Here is a 16,192-nt window from a genome sequence, read left to right as displayed (position 1 = left end):
GTTCAGGCGGTCGTTGAAGAAGTTCCGGCCTGCGGTGGCGCGGAAGCGGTAGGCCTCGGCGTCGCCCTGTTCGGCCATGCCGTAGCGGCCGTCGAGCTCAAGGCCTTCGTACTCACGCTTGGTGATGATGTTGATGACGCCGGCTATGGCGTCGGAGCCGTAGACCGAACCGCCACTGGCCTGGATCGTCTCGATGCGGTCGATCAGGCCGGTGGGGATGCCGTTCAGGTCGACCTGGCCGCCGGCGCCCGCGCCGGTAAAGATCGAGGCCGGGTTGCCGCCAACGAAGCGGCGGCCGTTGACCAGCGTCAGGGTGCGGTTGGACCCCAGGTTGAAGATGTTGATGAAGTTGCGGCCGGTGCCGAAGGAGCCCTGGTCGCCGATCGGGTTGATCGGGATGCCGGCGGACGGCATCTCGTTGAGCGCATCGGCGACGTTGGTGAAGCCGCGCTCGTTGATGGTTTCGGTGGTGATCACCTGGATCGGCTGAACCGAGCTCAGCTCCGTGCGGCGAATGCGCGAGCCGGTGACGACGATCTCGGAAACGTCGACCTCCTGCCCGGCGGTCTGTTGCGCCAGGGCGAAGCCCGGAACGGTCAGGACAGCGGCGGCGGCGGACGCCAGCAACGCGGATCGAAGCATGCTTTTCATTTCGGTTTTGATTCCTTTGGCCCGGCGGCCTGAACGGTTCTCAAGGGGCGTCCGGGCAAAGCCACCCGGACGGGCCGGGGCCGGCCAGCCGTCCGAATGCGCAGAGAAATTGCGCGGTGAACGCCCCAAACCAGCCCTTCGGCGAGAGGCGAAACTGTCACGCGAGTGTCACGTCGGCAACGCAAAGCCGTCACAGTGTGACCATTTGCACCCCACTGGCGGCCGTTTGCTGGTCGAGTGCGCTCCGGGGGACACAGGCGCGGTTCAGCGGAGGAAATCTTGACCTCGTGGCGGTCACATTGCGGCTTGTAGATGCCCGCCGCCCCCGCTGGGCGCTACTTTATGCCCCGCAAGGCCTCGCCCAGCGCATCTACGGCCTCGGTGGTCGTCGCCCAGGAGCACATGAACCGCACGGAGCCGTCGAGAAACCGGTAGGCGAACCAACCGGCGGCGTGCAGGCGCCCGAGCGCCGCCTCGTCCATCTCCACGAAGACCCCGTTGGCCTCAACCGGATGGCGCACGGGGAACGGCGTCAGGTCGGCCAGCCGGCGCGCCATGGCGTTGGCGTGGGCGGCGTGGCGGACAAAGCCGCCGTCTTCCAGCATGCCGATGAACGGCGCGGCGTAGAACCGGCCTTTGGAGGGAAGCTGGCCGGCCTGTTTCAACCGCGCGTCGAACCGGCGCGCCAGGGCGCGGTCAAAAATCACCACCGCCTCGGTCGGCGGCATGCCGGCCTTGGTGCCGCCCACCACAAGGAGATCGACGCCTAAGGTCTTGACGCCTTTCAGGTCGAACCCGGCCGCCGCGGCGTTGGCCAGCCGGGCGCCATCCAGGTGAACGCCGTAGCCCTTGGCCTTTACGGGCGCGATCAGCGCCCCCAGCGCATGAGCCGAATAGACGGTGCCGTACTCCGTGGCGTTGGTCAGCGACAGGGCCGCGGCGGGCTGGCGGTAGGAGACGTCGGGAGCGGACAGCGCTTCGGCCAGCGCGGCGGGGTCGATCCGGCCCGACGCGCCGGGAAGGCCGATCAGGCCCAGGCCCTGGCCGAAGAAGCCCGGAGCGCCCGTCTCATCGGTGCAAACGTGGGCGTGCTCGTGGGCCAGCGCCGCCTCGAACGGCCGGCAGAGCGCGGCGAGCGATATGGCGTTGGCCGCGGTGCCGGAGGCGACGAACCGCACCTCAGCATCGGCGTCCAGCATCGCGCGCACCAGGTCGGCGGCCCGGGCGGTAAAGGGGTCCGTGCCATAGCCTGAGGTGAATCCGGCGTTGGCCGCGTTCAACGCCGCCATGGCCTCTGGGGTGGCCGCGGCGGTGTTGTCGGAGGCGAAGTCGTAGCGGGCGCTCATCGCGCTTCCTTAGCCCAGGCGCGCACGTCGTCCACGAACAGATCAGGCTCCTCCATGGCCGCGAAGTGGCCGCCGCGGGGCATCTCGGTCCAGCGCACGATGTTGTAGGCGCGGTCCGCCCAGGTGCGCGGCGGCGCCGAATAGAGGGCCTCGCCAGGGAAGTTCGCGAAGGCGGTGGGCGTTTCACAGCGCTCGCCCGCCTTGAAGGCCACGCCGCCCTCCTCGAGTAGCCCGCGGTAGTACCAGGCGCCGGTGGTGAAGGCCCCGGTCATCACATAGATCATGATGTTGGTGAGCAGGCGGTCCTTGGGATGGGCCTCGTCCAGGGCCTTGGCCGTGAGGTCCGACCAGTCGTGGAACCGCTCGGCGATCCAGGCCGCCTGGCCCACCGGATTGCCCGCGCCCATCCAGGCCAGCGACTGGGGCTTCGACGCCTGCAGACGGAAGTAGGCGCCCATGGCGTCCATGGCCGCACCCTGGCGCTGGATCCAGTCGATCTCGGCGTCGGTCTGCGGCCCGCCGTGCGGGCGAAACCCCATCATGTTCAGGTGGATGGCGCGGGCCTGGCCGCCGTGGTCGTGGCCGAGCCAGGAGGTGACCAGCCCGCCCCAGTCGCCGCCCTGGGCCAGATAGCTGGAATAGCCGAGCTCCTCGGTCATCAGGGTGTTGAACAGGCGCGCCGTGGTGCGCTGGCCAATCGGCCGCTTGGGTTTGGAGGAGAAGCCGAACCCCGGCAGGGAGGGAATCACTAGGTCGAAGGCGTCGGCCGCCTGGCCGCCGAAGCGCGAAGGGAAGGTCAACTTCTCGATCACCTGCCAGAACTCGTAGTGCGATCCCGGCCAGCCGTGGGTGACGATCATCGGCCGGCGGCCGCCTGCCTCGCCGACCACATGGATGAAGTGGAGGTCGTAATCCTCCACCTGGGCGGTGAATTGCGGATAGCGGTTGAGGTCGGCGACGGCTGCTTGCCAATCGTACCCGTCGGCCCAGTGGCTGCAGAGATCGCGCAGGTAGCCCGCGTCACAGCCATAGGCCCAGCCGTCGGCAACCTGCGGCGCCGGCGGCCAAGGATAGGCGCGCACCTGGGCCAGCACCGCCTCTACATCGGGAGCGGTCCAGCGGACCTCGAACGGCGCAGGCTTGGACATGGCGGCTTACCTCAGGGTTCGGCGCAAAGCCTCGACGGATGACGCGGCGGCGGTCAAGGTCGGCCTCGGGCTGGGGGCAGGGCGGCATGGGTGGCGAACAGATCGGGCGCAGGCTGGCGGCCGGCATCATCGACGTCCTGCTGTTCGCCGTGGTGGGCAGCTTGGCCGCCGTGGCCCTCTATACGGCGAGCGGAGGCAAGGTCCGCGCCACCACCCTCCTGCCGATCACCCGCTGCGAGACCCTTTCCGCCATCCCACTGGATGCGCTGAAGGCGGCCCAGGCCCGCGCGCCGCTGCCGGGCGTGATGCCGGTGGCGGCCTCGCGCTGCGTCGACAGTTTCCTGGGTCTGGAGAGCGGGCGCCACGTGCTGGTCCACCTGGCCGGCGCGCGGGGGACCCTGCTGCAGGTGTTCAGCGTCGTGCAGCCCATCGACCATGACGGCCGCGCGGTCCGGCCGCTGATGCTCAACGGCCTGTGGCCGCTGGCTTTCATCCTGCTGGCGGCGGGGCTTGAGGCCAGGTTCGGCGAGACCCCGGGCAAGAGCTTGCTGGGCCTGAAGGTCGTCGCAGACGACCTCGGGCGTCTGGGCCTGCCGCGGGCGCTCGCCCGCAATCTGGTCCTCTACAGCGCCGCCGTCGCGCTTACCGTATGGCCCCTTGTGCTGCGCGAGACGCCGCTGCTGCAGGCCTTGCCCGATGGCCTGAAGACGCCGGTGGGCCTGCAGGCCGTGGCGCTGGCGCCGATGGTCGTGCTGGCTCTGGCGTCGCTCGCCATGCTTGTCTTCGGTCGGCCCGAGCCCACCTATGACCGCTGGGCCGGCGCGCGGGTGGTGCGGACCTAGGGCCCGGGTCGCAAGCCGCGCGCGATGGCCGAACTCATCGCATGATGCAGGTCGCGCGCCGATCCGGGCGGCAGCTTGCCGGCCAGCTCCAGCACCACGGCGCCGTGCGCCGCGGCCCAGAACATGGCGCCGATCTGCGCCGGTTCGCCGGCCAGCACGCCGTCGGAGACCAGGTCCCCCACATAGGCGCTCATGGTCGCCTGGGCGCGCTTCGCCGCGGCGACCAGGTGAGGGTAGTTGGCTTCGTGCGGCTGGTTCAGGTCGAACATCAGCTTGTAGGTGTGCGGGTGCTCCAGGGCGAAGGTCACATAGGCCTCGCCCACGGCCGCGCCCTTGGCCCGGGGGCTGCCGGCTTTGGCGCGGGCGGTCTCCAGGGTCTCGGCGAAGCGGTTGAAGCCATTGGTGCGCACCGCCGCCAGGATATCGTCCTTGTCCGCGAAGTAGCGGTAGGGCGTCATCGGCGAGACGCCGAGCTCGGCGGCTAGCTGGCGCATGGTCACCGCGTCGGCCCCCTTCTCGGCGAACAGCCGTTCCGCGGCCTCACACAGGCGCTCCCGGAAGTCGGCGACATCGGTCTGCGACAGGACTCGGGGCATCGACTCTCACGGGCCAACAAAACACTTGCCAAGGGCTAAACCTTGCCCAATAAATTTACAACGTAAGAAAAGACAAAGGCCCACGCGATGCCGCCCTGGGATCTGCTCATCGACCGCAACGACTTGCAGCGCACGGAAGTTCGCAACGCCGGGCGCACGGCCCTGGACGCCGGCGAGGCGAGACTGGCCGTGGAGCGCTTGGCCCTGACCGCCAACAACGTCACCTACGGCCTGATGGGCGAAAGTTTCGGGTACTGGAAGTTCTTTCCGGCGCCGGAGGGCTTTGGCCGCATCCCGGCCTGGGGCTTCGCCCGGGTGATCGAGAGCACGGCGCCGGACGCGCCGGTGGGCCTGCGCCTGTTCGGCTACCTGCCGATGTCGAGCGAGGTGGTCATGCGGCTCAGCAGGACCCGCACGGGGTTCCTCGATGCCGCCGCCCACCGCTCCGGCCTGCCGCCCACCTACAACGCCTACACCGAGGCGCCGGACGACGCCTTGGACGACCACCGTGCCTTGCTGCGGCCGCTGCTGATGACTTCGTTCCTGCTGGACGACCTGCTGGCGCAGGACGCCGCGCTGACCAAGCTGGTGCTCTCCAGCGCCTCTAGCAAGACCGGCATGGGCCTAGCCTGGTTCGCCAGGCGCCGCGGCCTGGAGGTGATCGGCCTCAGTTCCCCGGCGAACGCGGAGCGTCTCCGGGCGCTGGGACTCTACGACGCCGTTCTGCCCTACGATCGTGCCAGCGACTTGCGACCCAGCGGGCCCGCCGCCTACATTGACTTCGCTGGCGACGCGGCCATCGCCCTGGCGGCGCACACGGCGCTGGGCGCCGCGCTGACCCGCAGCCTGATCGTGGGCGTCACCCACTGGCAAGCTGCGGGCCCCGCTCAGACTCCGCCGCCCGGGCCCACGCCCACCCTGTTCTTCGCCCCCGACCAAGTCCGCAAGCGCATGGCCGACTGGGGTCCTGGAGAGCTGGACGCGCGCTTCGACGCGGCGCTGCGCGCCTTCGTGGCCGACGCCGGCTGGCTGAACCTGGTGCAGCATCAGGGCCCACAGGGCCTGGCGGACGCCTACCGCAGCATCATCGGAGGCCGGGTGCGGCCCGAAGACGGACACATCATCCGACCGGCCTGACCGGTCCCGGAAAAGGAGCAGACGCCATGGACGGCGACGTGCGCATCAATCCCTACCTCGCCGGCAACTTCGCGCCGGTGCGCTCGGAGGATGACTTCGACTTGGCTGTGAAGGGGGAGATACCGGCGGACCTGCGCGGCGCGCTGTTCCGTATCGGGCCCAACCCGCAGTTCGAGCCTCGCGACCCCAACCACCACTGGTTCGGCGGCGATGGCATGGTCCACGGTTTCTACGTGGCCGACGGCAAGGTGAGCTACCGCAACCGTTACGTCCGCACGCCGCGCTGGCAGGCGGAGAAAGCCGCGGGCCGCTCGCTGTTCGGCAGCCTGGGCAACCCGATGACCACCGACCCCAGCGTGATGGGGTCCGACAGCGGCGTCGCCAACACCAACATCCTGTGGCACGCTGGCAAGCTGATGGCCCTGGAGGAGGGGCACGCTCCGTTGCAGATGGACCCGCGGTCCCTGGACAGCCTGGGCTACCTCGAGGACTACCGCGGCCGGGTCACCGCTCACCCCAAGATCGACACGGCCACCGGGGAGATGTTCTGGTTCGGCTACGGGGTGGGCGCCATGCCGCTCTCGGCGGGGATGAGCTACGGCGTCACCGACGCCCAGGGCCAGGTGGTGCGGCGCGACGACTTCCAGGCGCCGTTCTCCTCCATGGTCCACGACTTCCTGGTGACCGAGAACCATGTGCTGTTCCCGGTGCTGCCGCTGACCGGGAGCCTGGAGCGGGCGATGAGCGGGCGGCCGCCCTACGCCTGGGAGCCGGAGAAGGGCAGCTTTGTGGGGGTGATGCGCCGCGATGGCGATGTGGCCAACATCCGCTGGTTCAACACCGAGGCCTGCTACGTCTTCCACCCGATGAACGCCTGGGAGGCGGACGGCAAGATTATCGCCGACGTGATGCGCTACGACGTGGCGCCCCTGTTCCCCAACGCCGACGGATCGCCGGGCGACAGGTCAGCGGCCCGGCTGGTGCGCTGGACCTTCGACCTAGCCGCGACCTCCGACGTTATCAAGGAAGAGCCGCTGGACGACCTGGACGGAGAGTTCCCCCGCTTCGACGAACGCTTCGCCATGCGGGCCTACCGGCACGGCTGGTTCGCAGCCGATCCGGGCGAGGGCAAGACGATCCGACAAGGCGCCATCGCCCACCTGGACCTGAAGACCGGCAAGCGCGAGGTCTATGAGCTGAACGGCGGCGACCTGACGTCCGAGCCGGTGTTCACTCCCCGTTCCGCCGATGCGCAAGAGGGAGACGGCTGGCTGACCGCGGTGATCTGGCGCGCCGCAGAGGACCGCTCCGACTTGGTGGTGTTCGAAGCGCAGGACGTGGCCGCGGGCCCCATCGGGGTGGCTCAGATGCCGCGGCGCGTACCGTTCGGCTTCCACGGCAACTGGGTCAGCTTCTAGGAGTCAGCCTGCGTCGGCGCACTCGATCTCGTCCACCAGGCGGGTGGATTGCCAAAGTTCGATGACCGGTGCGTCCTTGTCGCAGAGCTCGGACGCCTGCGCCTTGGCCTCCGCATCGTTGGCGGCTTCCAGCCACGTCCCGTTCTGGATGTGACGCTTGCTGTCGACTCGATACGCGCGATACGTGGCGATCGGACCACCCTCCCGAGGTTGCTTAAATGGGGAAACGCGAAACCTCAAAAAGCGTTGCCTTGGGCCGTGCGCTTAAACCAGCGCCCCGTGGCAGTGCTTGAACTTCTTGCCGGAGCCGCAGGGACAGGCGGCGTTGCGTCCAGTGTCTTCCCAGCCCTTGGGCAGGGCCGAGACCGGCAGGGCCTGGCGCTGCGCCACCGGCAGGCCCTCAGGCAGGGCGCCCATCTGGGCCGCGTTCTCGCCGGTCAGCGGGTCCAGGTGAACCTCGAACATCGAGCCTGAGGGCAGGGGCGCGGGCTCCTCGAACTGGAACTCCACGGTCATCAGCCAGCGGGTGACGTTCTGGCGAAGGTCCACCATCAGCTTCTCGAACAGCGAGAAGGCCTCGGTCTTGTATTCGTTCAGCGGATCGCGCTGCCCGTAGCCGCGCAGGCCGATGACGTTGCGCAGGTGATCCAGGTGCATGAGGTGCTCGCGCCACTGCATGTCCACCATCTGCAGCATGAAGCTCTTCTCGACCTGACGCATGTGGTCGCCCACCTGGGTCTCGCGCTCGGCGGCGCGGGCCTTGGCGGCGTCAACGATGCGCTGCTCGATCTCCTCGTTGGCGATGCCCTCTTCCGCGGCCCATTCGGCCAGGGGGAGCTCAAGGCCGAAGTAGTTCTGGATGTGGGTGTCCAGCCCCTCGATATCCCACTGCTCGGCGTAGGCCTTGGGCGGCAGGTGACGGGAGACGAAGTCCTCGATGGTGTCGAGGCGCATCTCGCCGACGATCTCGGAGATATCGGTGGCCTCCATGAACTCCTGGCGCTGCTCGAAGACCGCCTTGCGCTGGTCGTTCACCACGTCGTCGTACTTCAGCAGGTTCTTGCGGATCTCGTAGTTGCGCTGCTCGACGCGCTTCTGGGCGGTGGCGATGGCGGAGTTCAGCCACTTGTGGGTGATCGCTTCGCCTTCCTGGACGCCGAAGGTGCGCATGATCCCGTCCAGACGCTCGCCGGCGAAGATGCGCAGCAGATCGTCCTCGCAGGAGAGGAAGAATTTGGAGTGGCCTGGGTCGCCCTGGCGGCCGGTGCGGCCGCGCAGCTGGTTGTCGATGCGCCGGCTCTCGTGACGCTCGGTGCCCAGCACGAACAGCCCGCCGGCGGCCAGCGCCTGTTCCTTCAGGCCGGCGATCTCGGCCTCGATCTGCGTCTTGTGCTCGACGGCCATTTCGGGCGTCACCTCGATGCCCAGGCCGCGCTGTTCGTCGCGCCAGCGGGCGACCTTCATGTCCAGATTGCCGCCCAGCTGGATGTCGGTGCCGCGGCCGGCCATGTTGGTGGCGATGGTCACAGTGCCGGGCACGCCCGCGCCGGCGACGATGAGGGCTTCCTGCTCATGGTAGCGGGCGTTCAGCACGTTGTGCGGGACCCCGTTGACCGTCTTGCCGTCCACTTCGAACTTGTGCGCCTTGAGCATCTCGGAGAGCTGCTCGGACTTCTCGATGGACACGGTACCGACCAGGATCGGCTGGCCGCGCCGATAGCAGTCTTCGATCAGCAGGATCACCGCGAGATTCTTCTCGGCGGCGGTGCGGTAGACCTCGCCGTCGTCGTCGATACGGGTCACCGGCCGGTTGGTCGGGATTTCGGCCACGTCCATCTTGTAGATGTCGAGGAACTCCTGCGCCTCGGTGGCCGCAGTGCCGGTCATGCCCGACAGCTTGGCGTAAAGGCGGAAGTAGTTCTGGATGGTCACCGAGGCCAGGGTCTGGTTCTCGGGCTGGATGACCGCGCCTTCCTTGGCCTCAATGGCTTGGTGGAGGCCCTCCGACAGACGGCGGCCCTGCATCATGCGGCCGGTGAACTCGTCGATCAGCATCACCTCGCCGGCGCGGACGATATAGTCCTTATCCCGCAGGTAGAGGACGTTGGCCCGAAGCGCCTGGTTCACGTGGTGGACCACCGAGACGTTGGCCGAGTCGTAGAGGCCGGCTGAATCCTCGGCCAGATGCCCGGCTTCCTGCAGCATCTCCTCGATCCGCTCGGCGCCGTCCTCCGTGAGGATCACCTGCCGCTGCTTCTCGTCGTGCTCGAAGGTGTTGGTGTCGACGATCAGCTCTTTGATGATTACGTCGACGGTCTTGTAGAATTCGCTGCGGTCCTCTGTGGGACCCGAGATGATCAACGGCGTGCGCGCCTCGTCGATCAGAATGGAGTCCACCTCATCGACGATCACGAAGTGATGGCCGCGCTGGACCATCTCGCTGGCGTCATAGACCAGGTTGTCGCGCAGGTAGTCGAAGCCGAACTCGTTGTTAGTGCCGTAGGTGATGTCGGAGTTGTAGGCGGCCTGCCTCTGACCCTGGCTCAGCCCATGGACGATGACGCCCACCTCCATGCCCAGGAAGCGGTAGATCTGGCCCATCCAATCGGCGTCGCGCTGGGCTAGGTAGTCGTTGACGGTGATCACGTGGACGCCCTTGCCGGCGAGCGCGTTCAGATAGACGGGCGCCGTGGCCACCAGGGTCTTGCCCTCACCTGTGCGCATCTCGGCGATGCCACCGGCGTGCAGGATCATGCCGCCCACCAGCTGCACGTCGTAGTGCCGCTGGCCGAGGGTGCGCTGCGCGGTCTCGCGGACCACGGCGAAAGCTTCCTCGAGGATGTCGTCCAGGGTAGAGCCCTGCGCGAGCCTGGCCTTGAACTCATCGGTCTTGGCGCGCAGGTCGGCGTCGGAGAGCGCCTGGATCTTGGGCTCCAGGGCGTTGATCTTGCCGACCCGGGCGGCCATGGCCTTGACCTTGCGGTCGTTGGAAGAGCCGAAGAACCGTTGGAACATGCTCAAGGGGAAGGGTCCGGATTGATGCGGCGCCGGCGCAGACCGTGCCATTTGGTCCTTCGCCTGCCGGAAAATTTCGCTCATTTGAGGGCGCGCGAGAAATAAGCAGGCGCCCTGCCAGTGTCAACGCGGGCGCCCGCGAATGAAAAGGCCCTCCCGCGAGGGAGGGCCTGATCCGAAAGCGGTGTCTTGGGGTCAGTAGACCTCGAACAGGCCCGCCGCGCCCATCCCGCCGCCGATGCACATGGAGACCACGGCGTGCTTGGCCCCGCGGCGCTTGCCTTCCTGCAGGACGTGGCCCGCCAGGCGCGCGCCGGTCATGCCGAAGGGATGGCCGATGGCGATCGAGCCGCCGTTCACATTGTACTTCTCGGGGTCGATGCCGAGCTTGTCGCGGGAATAGAGGCACTGGGAGGCGAACGCCTCGTTCAGCTCCCACAGGTCGATGTCGTCGACCTTCAGGCCGTGCCGCTCCAGGAGGCGCGGAATGGCGAACACTGGGCCGATGCCCATCTCGTCTGGCTCACAGCCGGCCACGGCCCAGCCCTTGAACACTCCGAGGGGCGAGAGGCCCCGACGGGCGGCTTCCTTGGCTTCCATTATCACCACGGCCGCGGCGCCATCGGAGAGCTGCGAGGCGTTGCCGGCGGTGATGTACTTGCCGGCGCCGCGCACGGGCTCGAGCTTGGCCAGGCCCTCGCGGGTAGTTTCGGGCCGATTGCACTCGTCGCGATCGACCGTGTAGTCGCTGATGGTCTCTTCCTTCGTCTCCTTGTTGACCGTCTTCATCTTGGTCTTCATCGGGACGATCTCGTCTTTGAACTTGCCCGACTGCTGGGCGGCGGCCATGCGCTGCTGGGACTCGTAGGAATATTCGTCCTGCGCCTCGCGGCTGACCTTGTAGCGCTCGGCCACGATGTCGGCCGTGTCGATCATCGGCATGAAGATCGCCGGATAGAGCTCGGTGAGGCGCGGGTCGTTGTTAGCCGGACCGCCACCGCCGCCGCCGGGCATGGAGATCGACTCCACCCCGCCGGCCACCACCGCATCGGCGCCGTCGTTGCGAACAAAGTTGGCGGCCATGGCGATGGTCTGCAGGCCGGACGAGCAGAACCGGTTGACGGTGACGCCGGAGGTGGTGATCGGCAGGCCGGCCAGCAGGCCCGCTTGGCGGCCCAGATTGCCGGCCCCGTGGGCGACGTTGCCCATGAACACGTCCTCGATGGCGTCGGGCTGAGCGCCGGACCTGGACACCGCGTGCTTCACCGCGTGGGCGGCGATGGACACGGTCGGCGTCATGTTGAAGCCGCCGCGGGCGGACTTGGCGAGGCCCGTGCGGGCGTATGAGACAATGACGGCTTCACGCATGTTGGAATGATCCTCCCTGAAATTCGGTCCGGAGGCCGCTTTGGGGCCCCGCGCACAATCGGCGTCGACCTTTGCATCCTGCGGCGTAAATGGCTAGGGACGGGCGGCGCTCAAGGGCGCATCCACGTCCGCATCGAGGGTGACCAGCATGGCGGCCGCAAAGCCCTACCGCTCCGCCTGTCTGGCTGGCTTGGCCCTGGCCGCCGCGTTGGCGCTCGGCGCCTGCAACCGCGACGGCGCCGGGGAGCGCGCTCCCGAACGTGGCGACGTGGCGGTGGCCAAGGTGGACAACAAGACCGTCTGGTCCTCCGACGTGAAGCGCGAGGCGGTGGCCCAGGGCCTGATCGGCGAGGGCGAGCCGCTGGACGCCGGATCGCCGCTGTTTCGCCGGGTGCTGGACGAGGTGGTCGACCAGAAGCTGCTGGCCGCCGAGGCGGTGAAGCGCAAGCTCGACAAGGGCCCCTCCGGCCAGCGCCGGCTGGCCGCGGCCCGCGAGCGCATCCTGGGCGACATGCTGGTGGAAAGCGTGGTCTCCGGGGCGGTCAACGACAACGCCATCCGCGGCCTCTACCAGGAACAGCTCAAGCTTTCGCGGCGCTCCGAGGAGATCAAGGCGCGGCAGATCGTAGTGGGCTCCGTGGCCGACGCCGAGGCGCTGAAGAAGCTCCTGGCCTCCGGCGCATCCTTCGAGGCGCTGGCCATGGAACGGTCCACCGATGCCGCCACCAGGTTCAACGGCGGCGACTTGGGCTATTTCACCACGGACGTGATGCCGGAGACCTATGACGCAGCGCTGAAGGGCGCCGGCGCGGGCGCCCTGGTGGGCCCGTTCCCGGTGGAAGGCGGCTTCGCCCTGGTCAAGGTCGAGGACCGCCGGCTGGAGCAGCCGATCGCCCTGGAGACGGCGCGACCGCAGATCGTGCGTTTCCTGACCTATGACCAGATCCGCGACCTGCTGGAAAAGTTGCGCGCCAAGGCTAAGGTCGAGACCCTGCTGAAGCCGCTGGACGGCGCCGCCAAGCCTGTCCCGCCCGCCGACGCGCCGAAGGCGGCCGCGCCGCAACCGCCAGTCAAGGGAGCCAGGCCATGAGCCGCAAGCCCGGGGCGTCGGGTCCTCGCCAAACCGCCGCCAAGGCGCTGGAGGCCGCTGCCAAGCCGGTGGAGGTGATGAGCCAGACCCTGGAACGCGCCTTCGATCCGCTGGCCGGCGCCCTGAAGCGCGCGGCCTTGAAGCGGGCCGACAAGCACTCGCGCCCGTTCGGCCAGCCGGCTCTGGCCAAAGGAGCCTTGCCCATCTCGCCCCTCGCCGTGCCGTTCCCGCTGATGCCGCCGATCGCCGGCGTACAGATGGCGACCGCTCGCTGCGGCTTCTACAAGCATGACCGCGAGGACCTGCTGGTGATGAGCTTCCCGGAAGGGGCCAGTTGCGCCGGCGTGTTCACCCGCCACGGCGTCGGCTCCGCGCCGGTGGACTGGTGCAAGCGCCACTTGGAGATGACCAAGGGCGAGGACGTCAAGGCGCTGGTGGTCAACGCTGGCTGCGCCAACTCCTTCACCGGCCGGCCTGGCGCCGACGCGGTACGCCGGGTGGCCTCGGCGGTGGGCAAGCGCTTCGACTGCCGCCAGCGCGATGTGATGGTGGCCTCCACCGGCGTGATCGGCGTGTTGCTGGACGACGCCAAAATCACCCACAGGCTGGCCGAGGTCGAACAGCGGCTCACCGCTGACGGCTGGGCGGGCGCAGCCCAGGCGATCACCACCACCGACACCTTTCCGAAGGGCGCCTATGCCGAGGCGCAGGTCGACGGCGTCACCGTGCGGATCGGCGGGATCTGCAAGGGTTCGGGGATGATCGCGCCGGACATGGCCACCATGCTGGCCTTCGTGGTCACCGATGCGGCGATCTCGCCGGCGGCCCTGCAGAACCTGGTCAGCCTCTACACCCGCAACACCTTCAATGCGGTGACGGTGGATGGCGACCGCTCCACCAACGACACGCTGCTCTTGTTCGCCACCGGGCAATCCGGCGCGCCGCGGATCAGCCGGGCCGGGGACCGCCGGCTGGCGGACTTCCGTGACAAGCTGGAGCACGTGCTGATGGACCTTGCCCAGCAGCTGGTCCGCGATGGCGAGGGGGCCAGCAAGTTCATCAAGATCACCGTGACGGGGGCGGAGACCGCCGCCTCGGCCCGCAAGATCGCCCGGACCATCGCCGAGAGCCCGCTGGTGAAGACCGCCTTCGCCGGCGAGGACGCCAACTGGGGCCGCATCGTCATGGCCGTGGGACGCGCCGACGAACCGATAGACCGCGACAGCATGAGCGTGCGGTTCGGCGACCTGTGGGCCGCCCACGACGGGCTGGTTTCGCCGACCTATGACGAGGCGAAGATGAGCGCCTACATGAAGGGCGCCGAGCTGGAGGTCACCGTCGACGTCGGCGTCGGCCGCGCCGCCTCGACCATGTGGACCTGCGACCTGACCAAGCGCTACGTCGAGATCAACGGCGACTATCGCTCATAGAAAAACCCCTCCGCGTTTCCGGGGAGGGGCTTTGCCGTCTAGCGGTTCGACCAGACGCCGGTTCGGCCGGGGGCCTGACCGCCGTCGCGGCGGGGGCCTTTGAAGGCCGGCTTGGCGGCGGGGCGATCGCCACCACCACCACCACCACCACCACCACCACCGCCGCTGCGCGCCGGAGCGCCTTCGTGGCGATGGCCGGGCTTGCCGCTGGAGTGGTTACGGTTGCGCTTGGCCTGGTGCTCGCCACGGTGGGGGCGCGCGCCGCGGGTGTCGGGGCGATCGGCCTTCACGCCCGCCGGTTCCGGCATGGCCGCGGAAACCGCGCCCAGGTGCTTGTCGTTGCGGCGGTCGAAGGACGGGATGGTCTGGCGGGTCACCTTCTGGATGTCGCGCAGCAGGTTGCGTTCGTCGTCGGCGCAGAACGCCACCGCCGAGCCGTCGGCGCCGGCCCGGGCGGTGCGCCCGATGCGGTGCACATAGGACTCCGGCACGTTGGGCAGCTCGAACTGCACCACGTGGCTCACCGCGTCGATGTCGATGCCGCGGGCGGCGATGTCGGTGGCCACCAGGGCGCGGACCTTGCCGGCCTTGAAGTCCGCCAGGGACCGCTCGCGCTGGCCCTGACTCTTGTCGCCGTGGATGGCGGCGGCGTCGACGCCGGCCTGCTCAAGGCTCCTGGCCACCCGGTCGGCGCCCCGCTTTGTCCGCGTGAACACTATGACTCGCTTAAATCCCGCGTCGTCGAACAGTTCGGCCAGCAGGGCGCGCTTGCGCGCTTGCTCGACGAACAGCACGCGCTGGTTGACGCGCTCCACCGTGGTGGCCGAGGGCGTCACCGCGACCCGAACCGGGTTGGGGTTGAGCAGGTCGCTGGCCAGCTTCTCGATCTCGCTGGGCATGGTGGCCGAGAAGAACAGGTTCTGCCGCTGCTTGGGCAGGTGGGCGACGATGCGGCGAATGGGCAGGATGAAGCCCATGTCCAGCATCTGGTCGGCTTCATCGAGCACGAAGGTCTCGACGCCCTGCAGGTTGATGGTCTTTTCGCCCAGGTGGTCGATCAGGCGGCCGGGGGTGGCCACCAGGATGTCGACACCGGGCGCGAGAGCCCGAAGCTGCCCACCATACTTCACACCTCCAAACACCACGGCGACGCTGACGCCCATGTGGCGGCCGTAGGTGCGGAAGCTGTCGCCGATCTGGGTGGCGAGTTCGCGGGTCGGCGAGAGCACCAGGACGCGGCAGCTGCGCTGCGGGGCGGGCTTTTTGTTGGCCGCCAGGCGATGCAGGATCGGCAGGGCGAAGGCGGCGGTCTTGCCGGTGCCCGTCTGGGCGATGCCCTGGAGGTCGCGGCCTTCCATGACGCCGGGGATGGCCTGCGCCTGGATCGGCGTGGGCGTGGTGTAGCCTTCGTCGGCCAGGGCCCTCAGGAGGGGCTTGGCGAGGCCGAGGTCGGTGAACTGGGTCAAACGGATATCTTTCACGTATGCGCCGAACGCGGCCGCTCGATTGCATCGAGGGTCGCGTGGGTCGCGGGTCTTTGGGGAAGCGCCCCGCGTGATGGGCGATCTATGAAACGTCTCTGCGCTCGACAGGCTGGACCCCTTCTGGGATCCCACGCGGCTGGAGCGCCGATAGCGCCGGTATTAGGGCGCGAAGCGAACATCGGGGTTTACAGGCGCAAAGTCAACCCACGGGGACCGTTTGGCCACACCCTGTTGCCTTTTGGGCGCGGGCCTAGGAAACCCGTCCGATGAGCGAAAAACCCACAGTCCTGGTGGCCGCCGCAGCCCTGATCGACGCCGACGGCCGGGTGCTGATCTGCCAGCGGCCGCAGGGCAAGGCGCTGGCCGGCCTCTGGGAATTCCCCGGCGGCAAGATCGAACCGGGCGAAACGCCGGAGGCCTGCCTGATCCGCGAGCTGCGCGAGGAGCTGGGCATCGGCGTCACCCATGCCTGCCTCGCGCCCTTCGTGTTCGCCAGCCACGACTACGAGAGCTTCCACCTGCTGATGCCGCTCTATCTGGTGCGGCGCTGGGATGGGCAGGTGACGGCGCGCGAACACCAGGCCGTGGCCTGGGTGACGCCGAACGGCCTCTCCGACTATCCCATGCCGCCCGCCGACGCGCCGCTCGTGGCCTGGTTGAGGGATCT

Annotated in this window: 14 protein-coding genes; 6 read left to right on the top strand and 8 right to left on the bottom strand. The window is 68.4% G+C overall.

The features are described from left to right. The 3 genes from ACLL81_RS03780 to ACLL81_RS03770 all read right to left on the bottom strand — a co-directional run. Nucleotides 1-642, bottom strand: a 642-nt coding sequence (locus ACLL81_RS03780; protein ID WP_411287011.1) for a TonB-dependent receptor plug domain-containing protein, incomplete at its 3' end; no start/stop codon positions are given. 344 nt (nt 643-986) lie between these two features. Beyond that, complete coding sequence (locus ACLL81_RS03775) at nt 987-1,997, bottom strand: beta-eliminating lyase-related protein (RefSeq protein WP_411287010.1); 1,011 nt, start codon at nt 1,995-1,997, stop codon at nt 987-989. Then, nucleotides 1,994-3,145: an epoxide hydrolase family protein gene (locus tag ACLL81_RS03770; RefSeq protein ID WP_411287009.1), complete on the bottom strand. Its 1,152-nt coding sequence runs from the start codon at nt 3,143-3,145 to the stop codon at nt 1,994-1,996. Before ACLL81_RS03770 ends, ACLL81_RS03775 begins: the two co-directional genes overlap by 4 nt. A gap of 38 nt (nt 3,146-3,183) precedes the next feature. Here ACLL81_RS03770 and ACLL81_RS03765 point away from each other — a divergent pair, with 38 nt between their 5' ends. Next, nucleotides 3,184-3,987 (top strand): RDD family protein, encoded by an 804-nt coding sequence (locus ACLL81_RS03765; protein WP_411287008.1) that lies wholly within the window; start codon nt 3,184-3,186, stop codon nt 3,985-3,987. Here ACLL81_RS03765 and ACLL81_RS03760 read toward each other — a convergent pair. Beyond that, nucleotides 3,984-4,583 carry a TetR/AcrR family transcriptional regulator gene (locus ACLL81_RS03760; protein ID WP_411287007.1) on the bottom strand — a complete coding sequence of 200 codons (600 nt, stop codon included), beginning with the start codon at nt 4,581-4,583 and terminating at the stop codon, nt 3,984-3,986. The genes ACLL81_RS03765 and ACLL81_RS03760 overlap by 4 nt on opposite strands. Before the next feature lie 87 nt (nt 4,584-4,670). On the opposite strand from ACLL81_RS03760, the gene ACLL81_RS03755 reads away from it, so the two are divergent. Together ACLL81_RS03755 and ACLL81_RS03750 are read left to right on the top strand one after the other, a co-directional pair. Next, nucleotides 4,671-5,720 carry a DUF2855 family protein gene (locus ACLL81_RS03755; protein ID WP_411287006.1) on the top strand — a complete coding sequence of 350 codons (1,050 nt, stop codon included), beginning with the start codon at nt 4,671-4,673 and terminating at the stop codon, nt 5,718-5,720. 26 nt (nt 5,721-5,746) lie between these two features. After that, a complete protein-coding gene (locus tag ACLL81_RS03750; protein ID WP_411287005.1) occupies nt 5,747-7,138 on the top strand; it encodes a carotenoid oxygenase family protein in 1,392 nt (463 codons plus the stop codon). 3 nt (nt 7,139-7,141) lie between these two features. On the opposite strand, the gene ACLL81_RS03745 is transcribed toward ACLL81_RS03750, so the two are convergent. The 3 genes from ACLL81_RS03745 to ACLL81_RS03735 form a co-directional block, all read right to left on the bottom strand. Next, the gene (locus tag ACLL81_RS03745) at nt 7,142-7,378 is read right to left on the bottom strand and encodes a hypothetical protein (RefSeq protein ID WP_411287004.1); all 237 of its coding nucleotides are present in this window, start codon (nt 7,376-7,378) and stop codon (nt 7,142-7,144) included. Between the two features lie 24 nt (nt 7,379-7,402). Next, entirely contained in the window at nt 7,403-10,153 is a 2,751-nt protein-coding gene (gene secA / locus ACLL81_RS03740; protein ID WP_411287012.1) for a preprotein translocase subunit SecA, read from the bottom strand. A 195-nt stretch (nt 10,154-10,348) separates the two neighbouring features. Continuing rightward, nucleotides 10,349-11,521, bottom strand: coding sequence for an acetyl-CoA C-acyltransferase (locus ACLL81_RS03735; RefSeq protein WP_411287003.1), 1,173 nt, complete (start codon nt 11,519-11,521; stop codon nt 10,349-10,351). Between the two features lie 148 nt (nt 11,522-11,669). Between ACLL81_RS03735 and ACLL81_RS03730 the strand changes: the two genes are divergently transcribed. Together ACLL81_RS03730 and argJ are read left to right on the top strand one after the other, a co-directional pair. Beyond that, nucleotides 11,670-12,611, top strand: a complete 942-nt coding sequence (locus ACLL81_RS03730; RefSeq protein ID WP_411287002.1) for a peptidylprolyl isomerase — start codon at nt 11,670-11,672, stop codon at nt 12,609-12,611. Further along, nucleotides 12,608-14,041, top strand: a complete 1,434-nt coding sequence (gene argJ, locus ACLL81_RS03725; protein WP_411287001.1) for a bifunctional glutamate N-acetyltransferase/amino-acid acetyltransferase ArgJ — start codon at nt 12,608-12,610, stop codon at nt 14,039-14,041. Before ACLL81_RS03730 ends, argJ begins: the two co-directional genes overlap by 4 nt. Nucleotides 14,042-14,079: 38 nt before the next feature. On the opposite strand, the gene ACLL81_RS03720 is transcribed toward argJ, so the two are convergent. Continuing rightward, nucleotides 14,080-15,507, bottom strand: a complete 1,428-nt coding sequence (locus ACLL81_RS03720; RefSeq protein WP_411287000.1) for a DEAD/DEAH box helicase — start codon at nt 15,505-15,507, stop codon at nt 14,080-14,082. Nucleotides 15,508-15,791: 284 nt separating this feature from the next. Between ACLL81_RS03720 and mutT the strand changes: the two genes are divergently transcribed. Then, nucleotides 15,792-16,192 (top strand): 8-oxo-dGTP diphosphatase MutT (gene mutT / locus ACLL81_RS03715; RefSeq protein ID WP_411286999.1); only part of this gene is annotated, 401 nt, incomplete at its 3' end.

Source organism: Phenylobacterium sp. (assembly GCF_046590535.1).
In the GTDB taxonomy this organism is placed as follows: domain Bacteria; phylum Pseudomonadota; class Alphaproteobacteria; order Caulobacterales; family Caulobacteraceae; genus Phenylobacterium.
This window is presented reverse-complemented; position numbering and strand designations above follow the sequence as displayed.

What these genes read in the sequence shown, in the direction of transcription:
- argJ (WP_411287001.1), top strand. Translation starts at nt 12,608, where the DNA reads ATGAGCCGCAAGCCCGGGGCGTCGGGTCCTCGCCAAACCGCCGCCAAG.
- ACLL81_RS03730 (WP_411287002.1), top strand. Translation starts at nt 11,670, where the DNA reads ATGGCGGCCGCAAAGCCCTACCGCTCCGCCTGTCTGGCTGGCTTGGCC.
- ACLL81_RS03755 (WP_411287006.1), top strand. Translation starts at nt 4,671, where the DNA reads ATGCCGCCCTGGGATCTGCTCATCGACCGCAACGACTTGCAGCGCACG.
- ACLL81_RS03735 (WP_411287003.1), bottom strand. Translation starts at nt 11,521, where the DNA reads ATGCGTGAAGCCGTCATTGTCTCATACGCCCGCACGGGCCTCGCCAAG.
- ACLL81_RS03765 (WP_411287008.1), top strand. Translation starts at nt 3,184, where the DNA reads ATGACGCGGCGGCGGTCAAGGTCGGCCTCGGGCTGGGGGCAGGGCGGC.
- ACLL81_RS03770 (WP_411287009.1), bottom strand. Translation starts at nt 3,145, where the DNA reads ATGTCCAAGCCTGCGCCGTTCGAGGTCCGCTGGACCGCTCCCGATGTA.
- ACLL81_RS03750 (WP_411287005.1), top strand. Translation starts at nt 5,747, where the DNA reads ATGGACGGCGACGTGCGCATCAATCCCTACCTCGCCGGCAACTTCGCG.
- ACLL81_RS03775 (WP_411287010.1), bottom strand. Translation starts at nt 1,997, where the DNA reads ATGAGCGCCCGCTACGACTTCGCCTCCGACAACACCGCCGCGGCCACC.
- ACLL81_RS03760 (WP_411287007.1), bottom strand. Translation starts at nt 4,583, where the DNA reads ATGCCCCGAGTCCTGTCGCAGACCGATGTCGCCGACTTCCGGGAGCGC.
- secA (WP_411287012.1), bottom strand. Translation starts at nt 10,153, where the DNA reads ATGTTCCAACGGTTCTTCGGCTCTTCCAACGACCGCAAGGTCAAGGCC.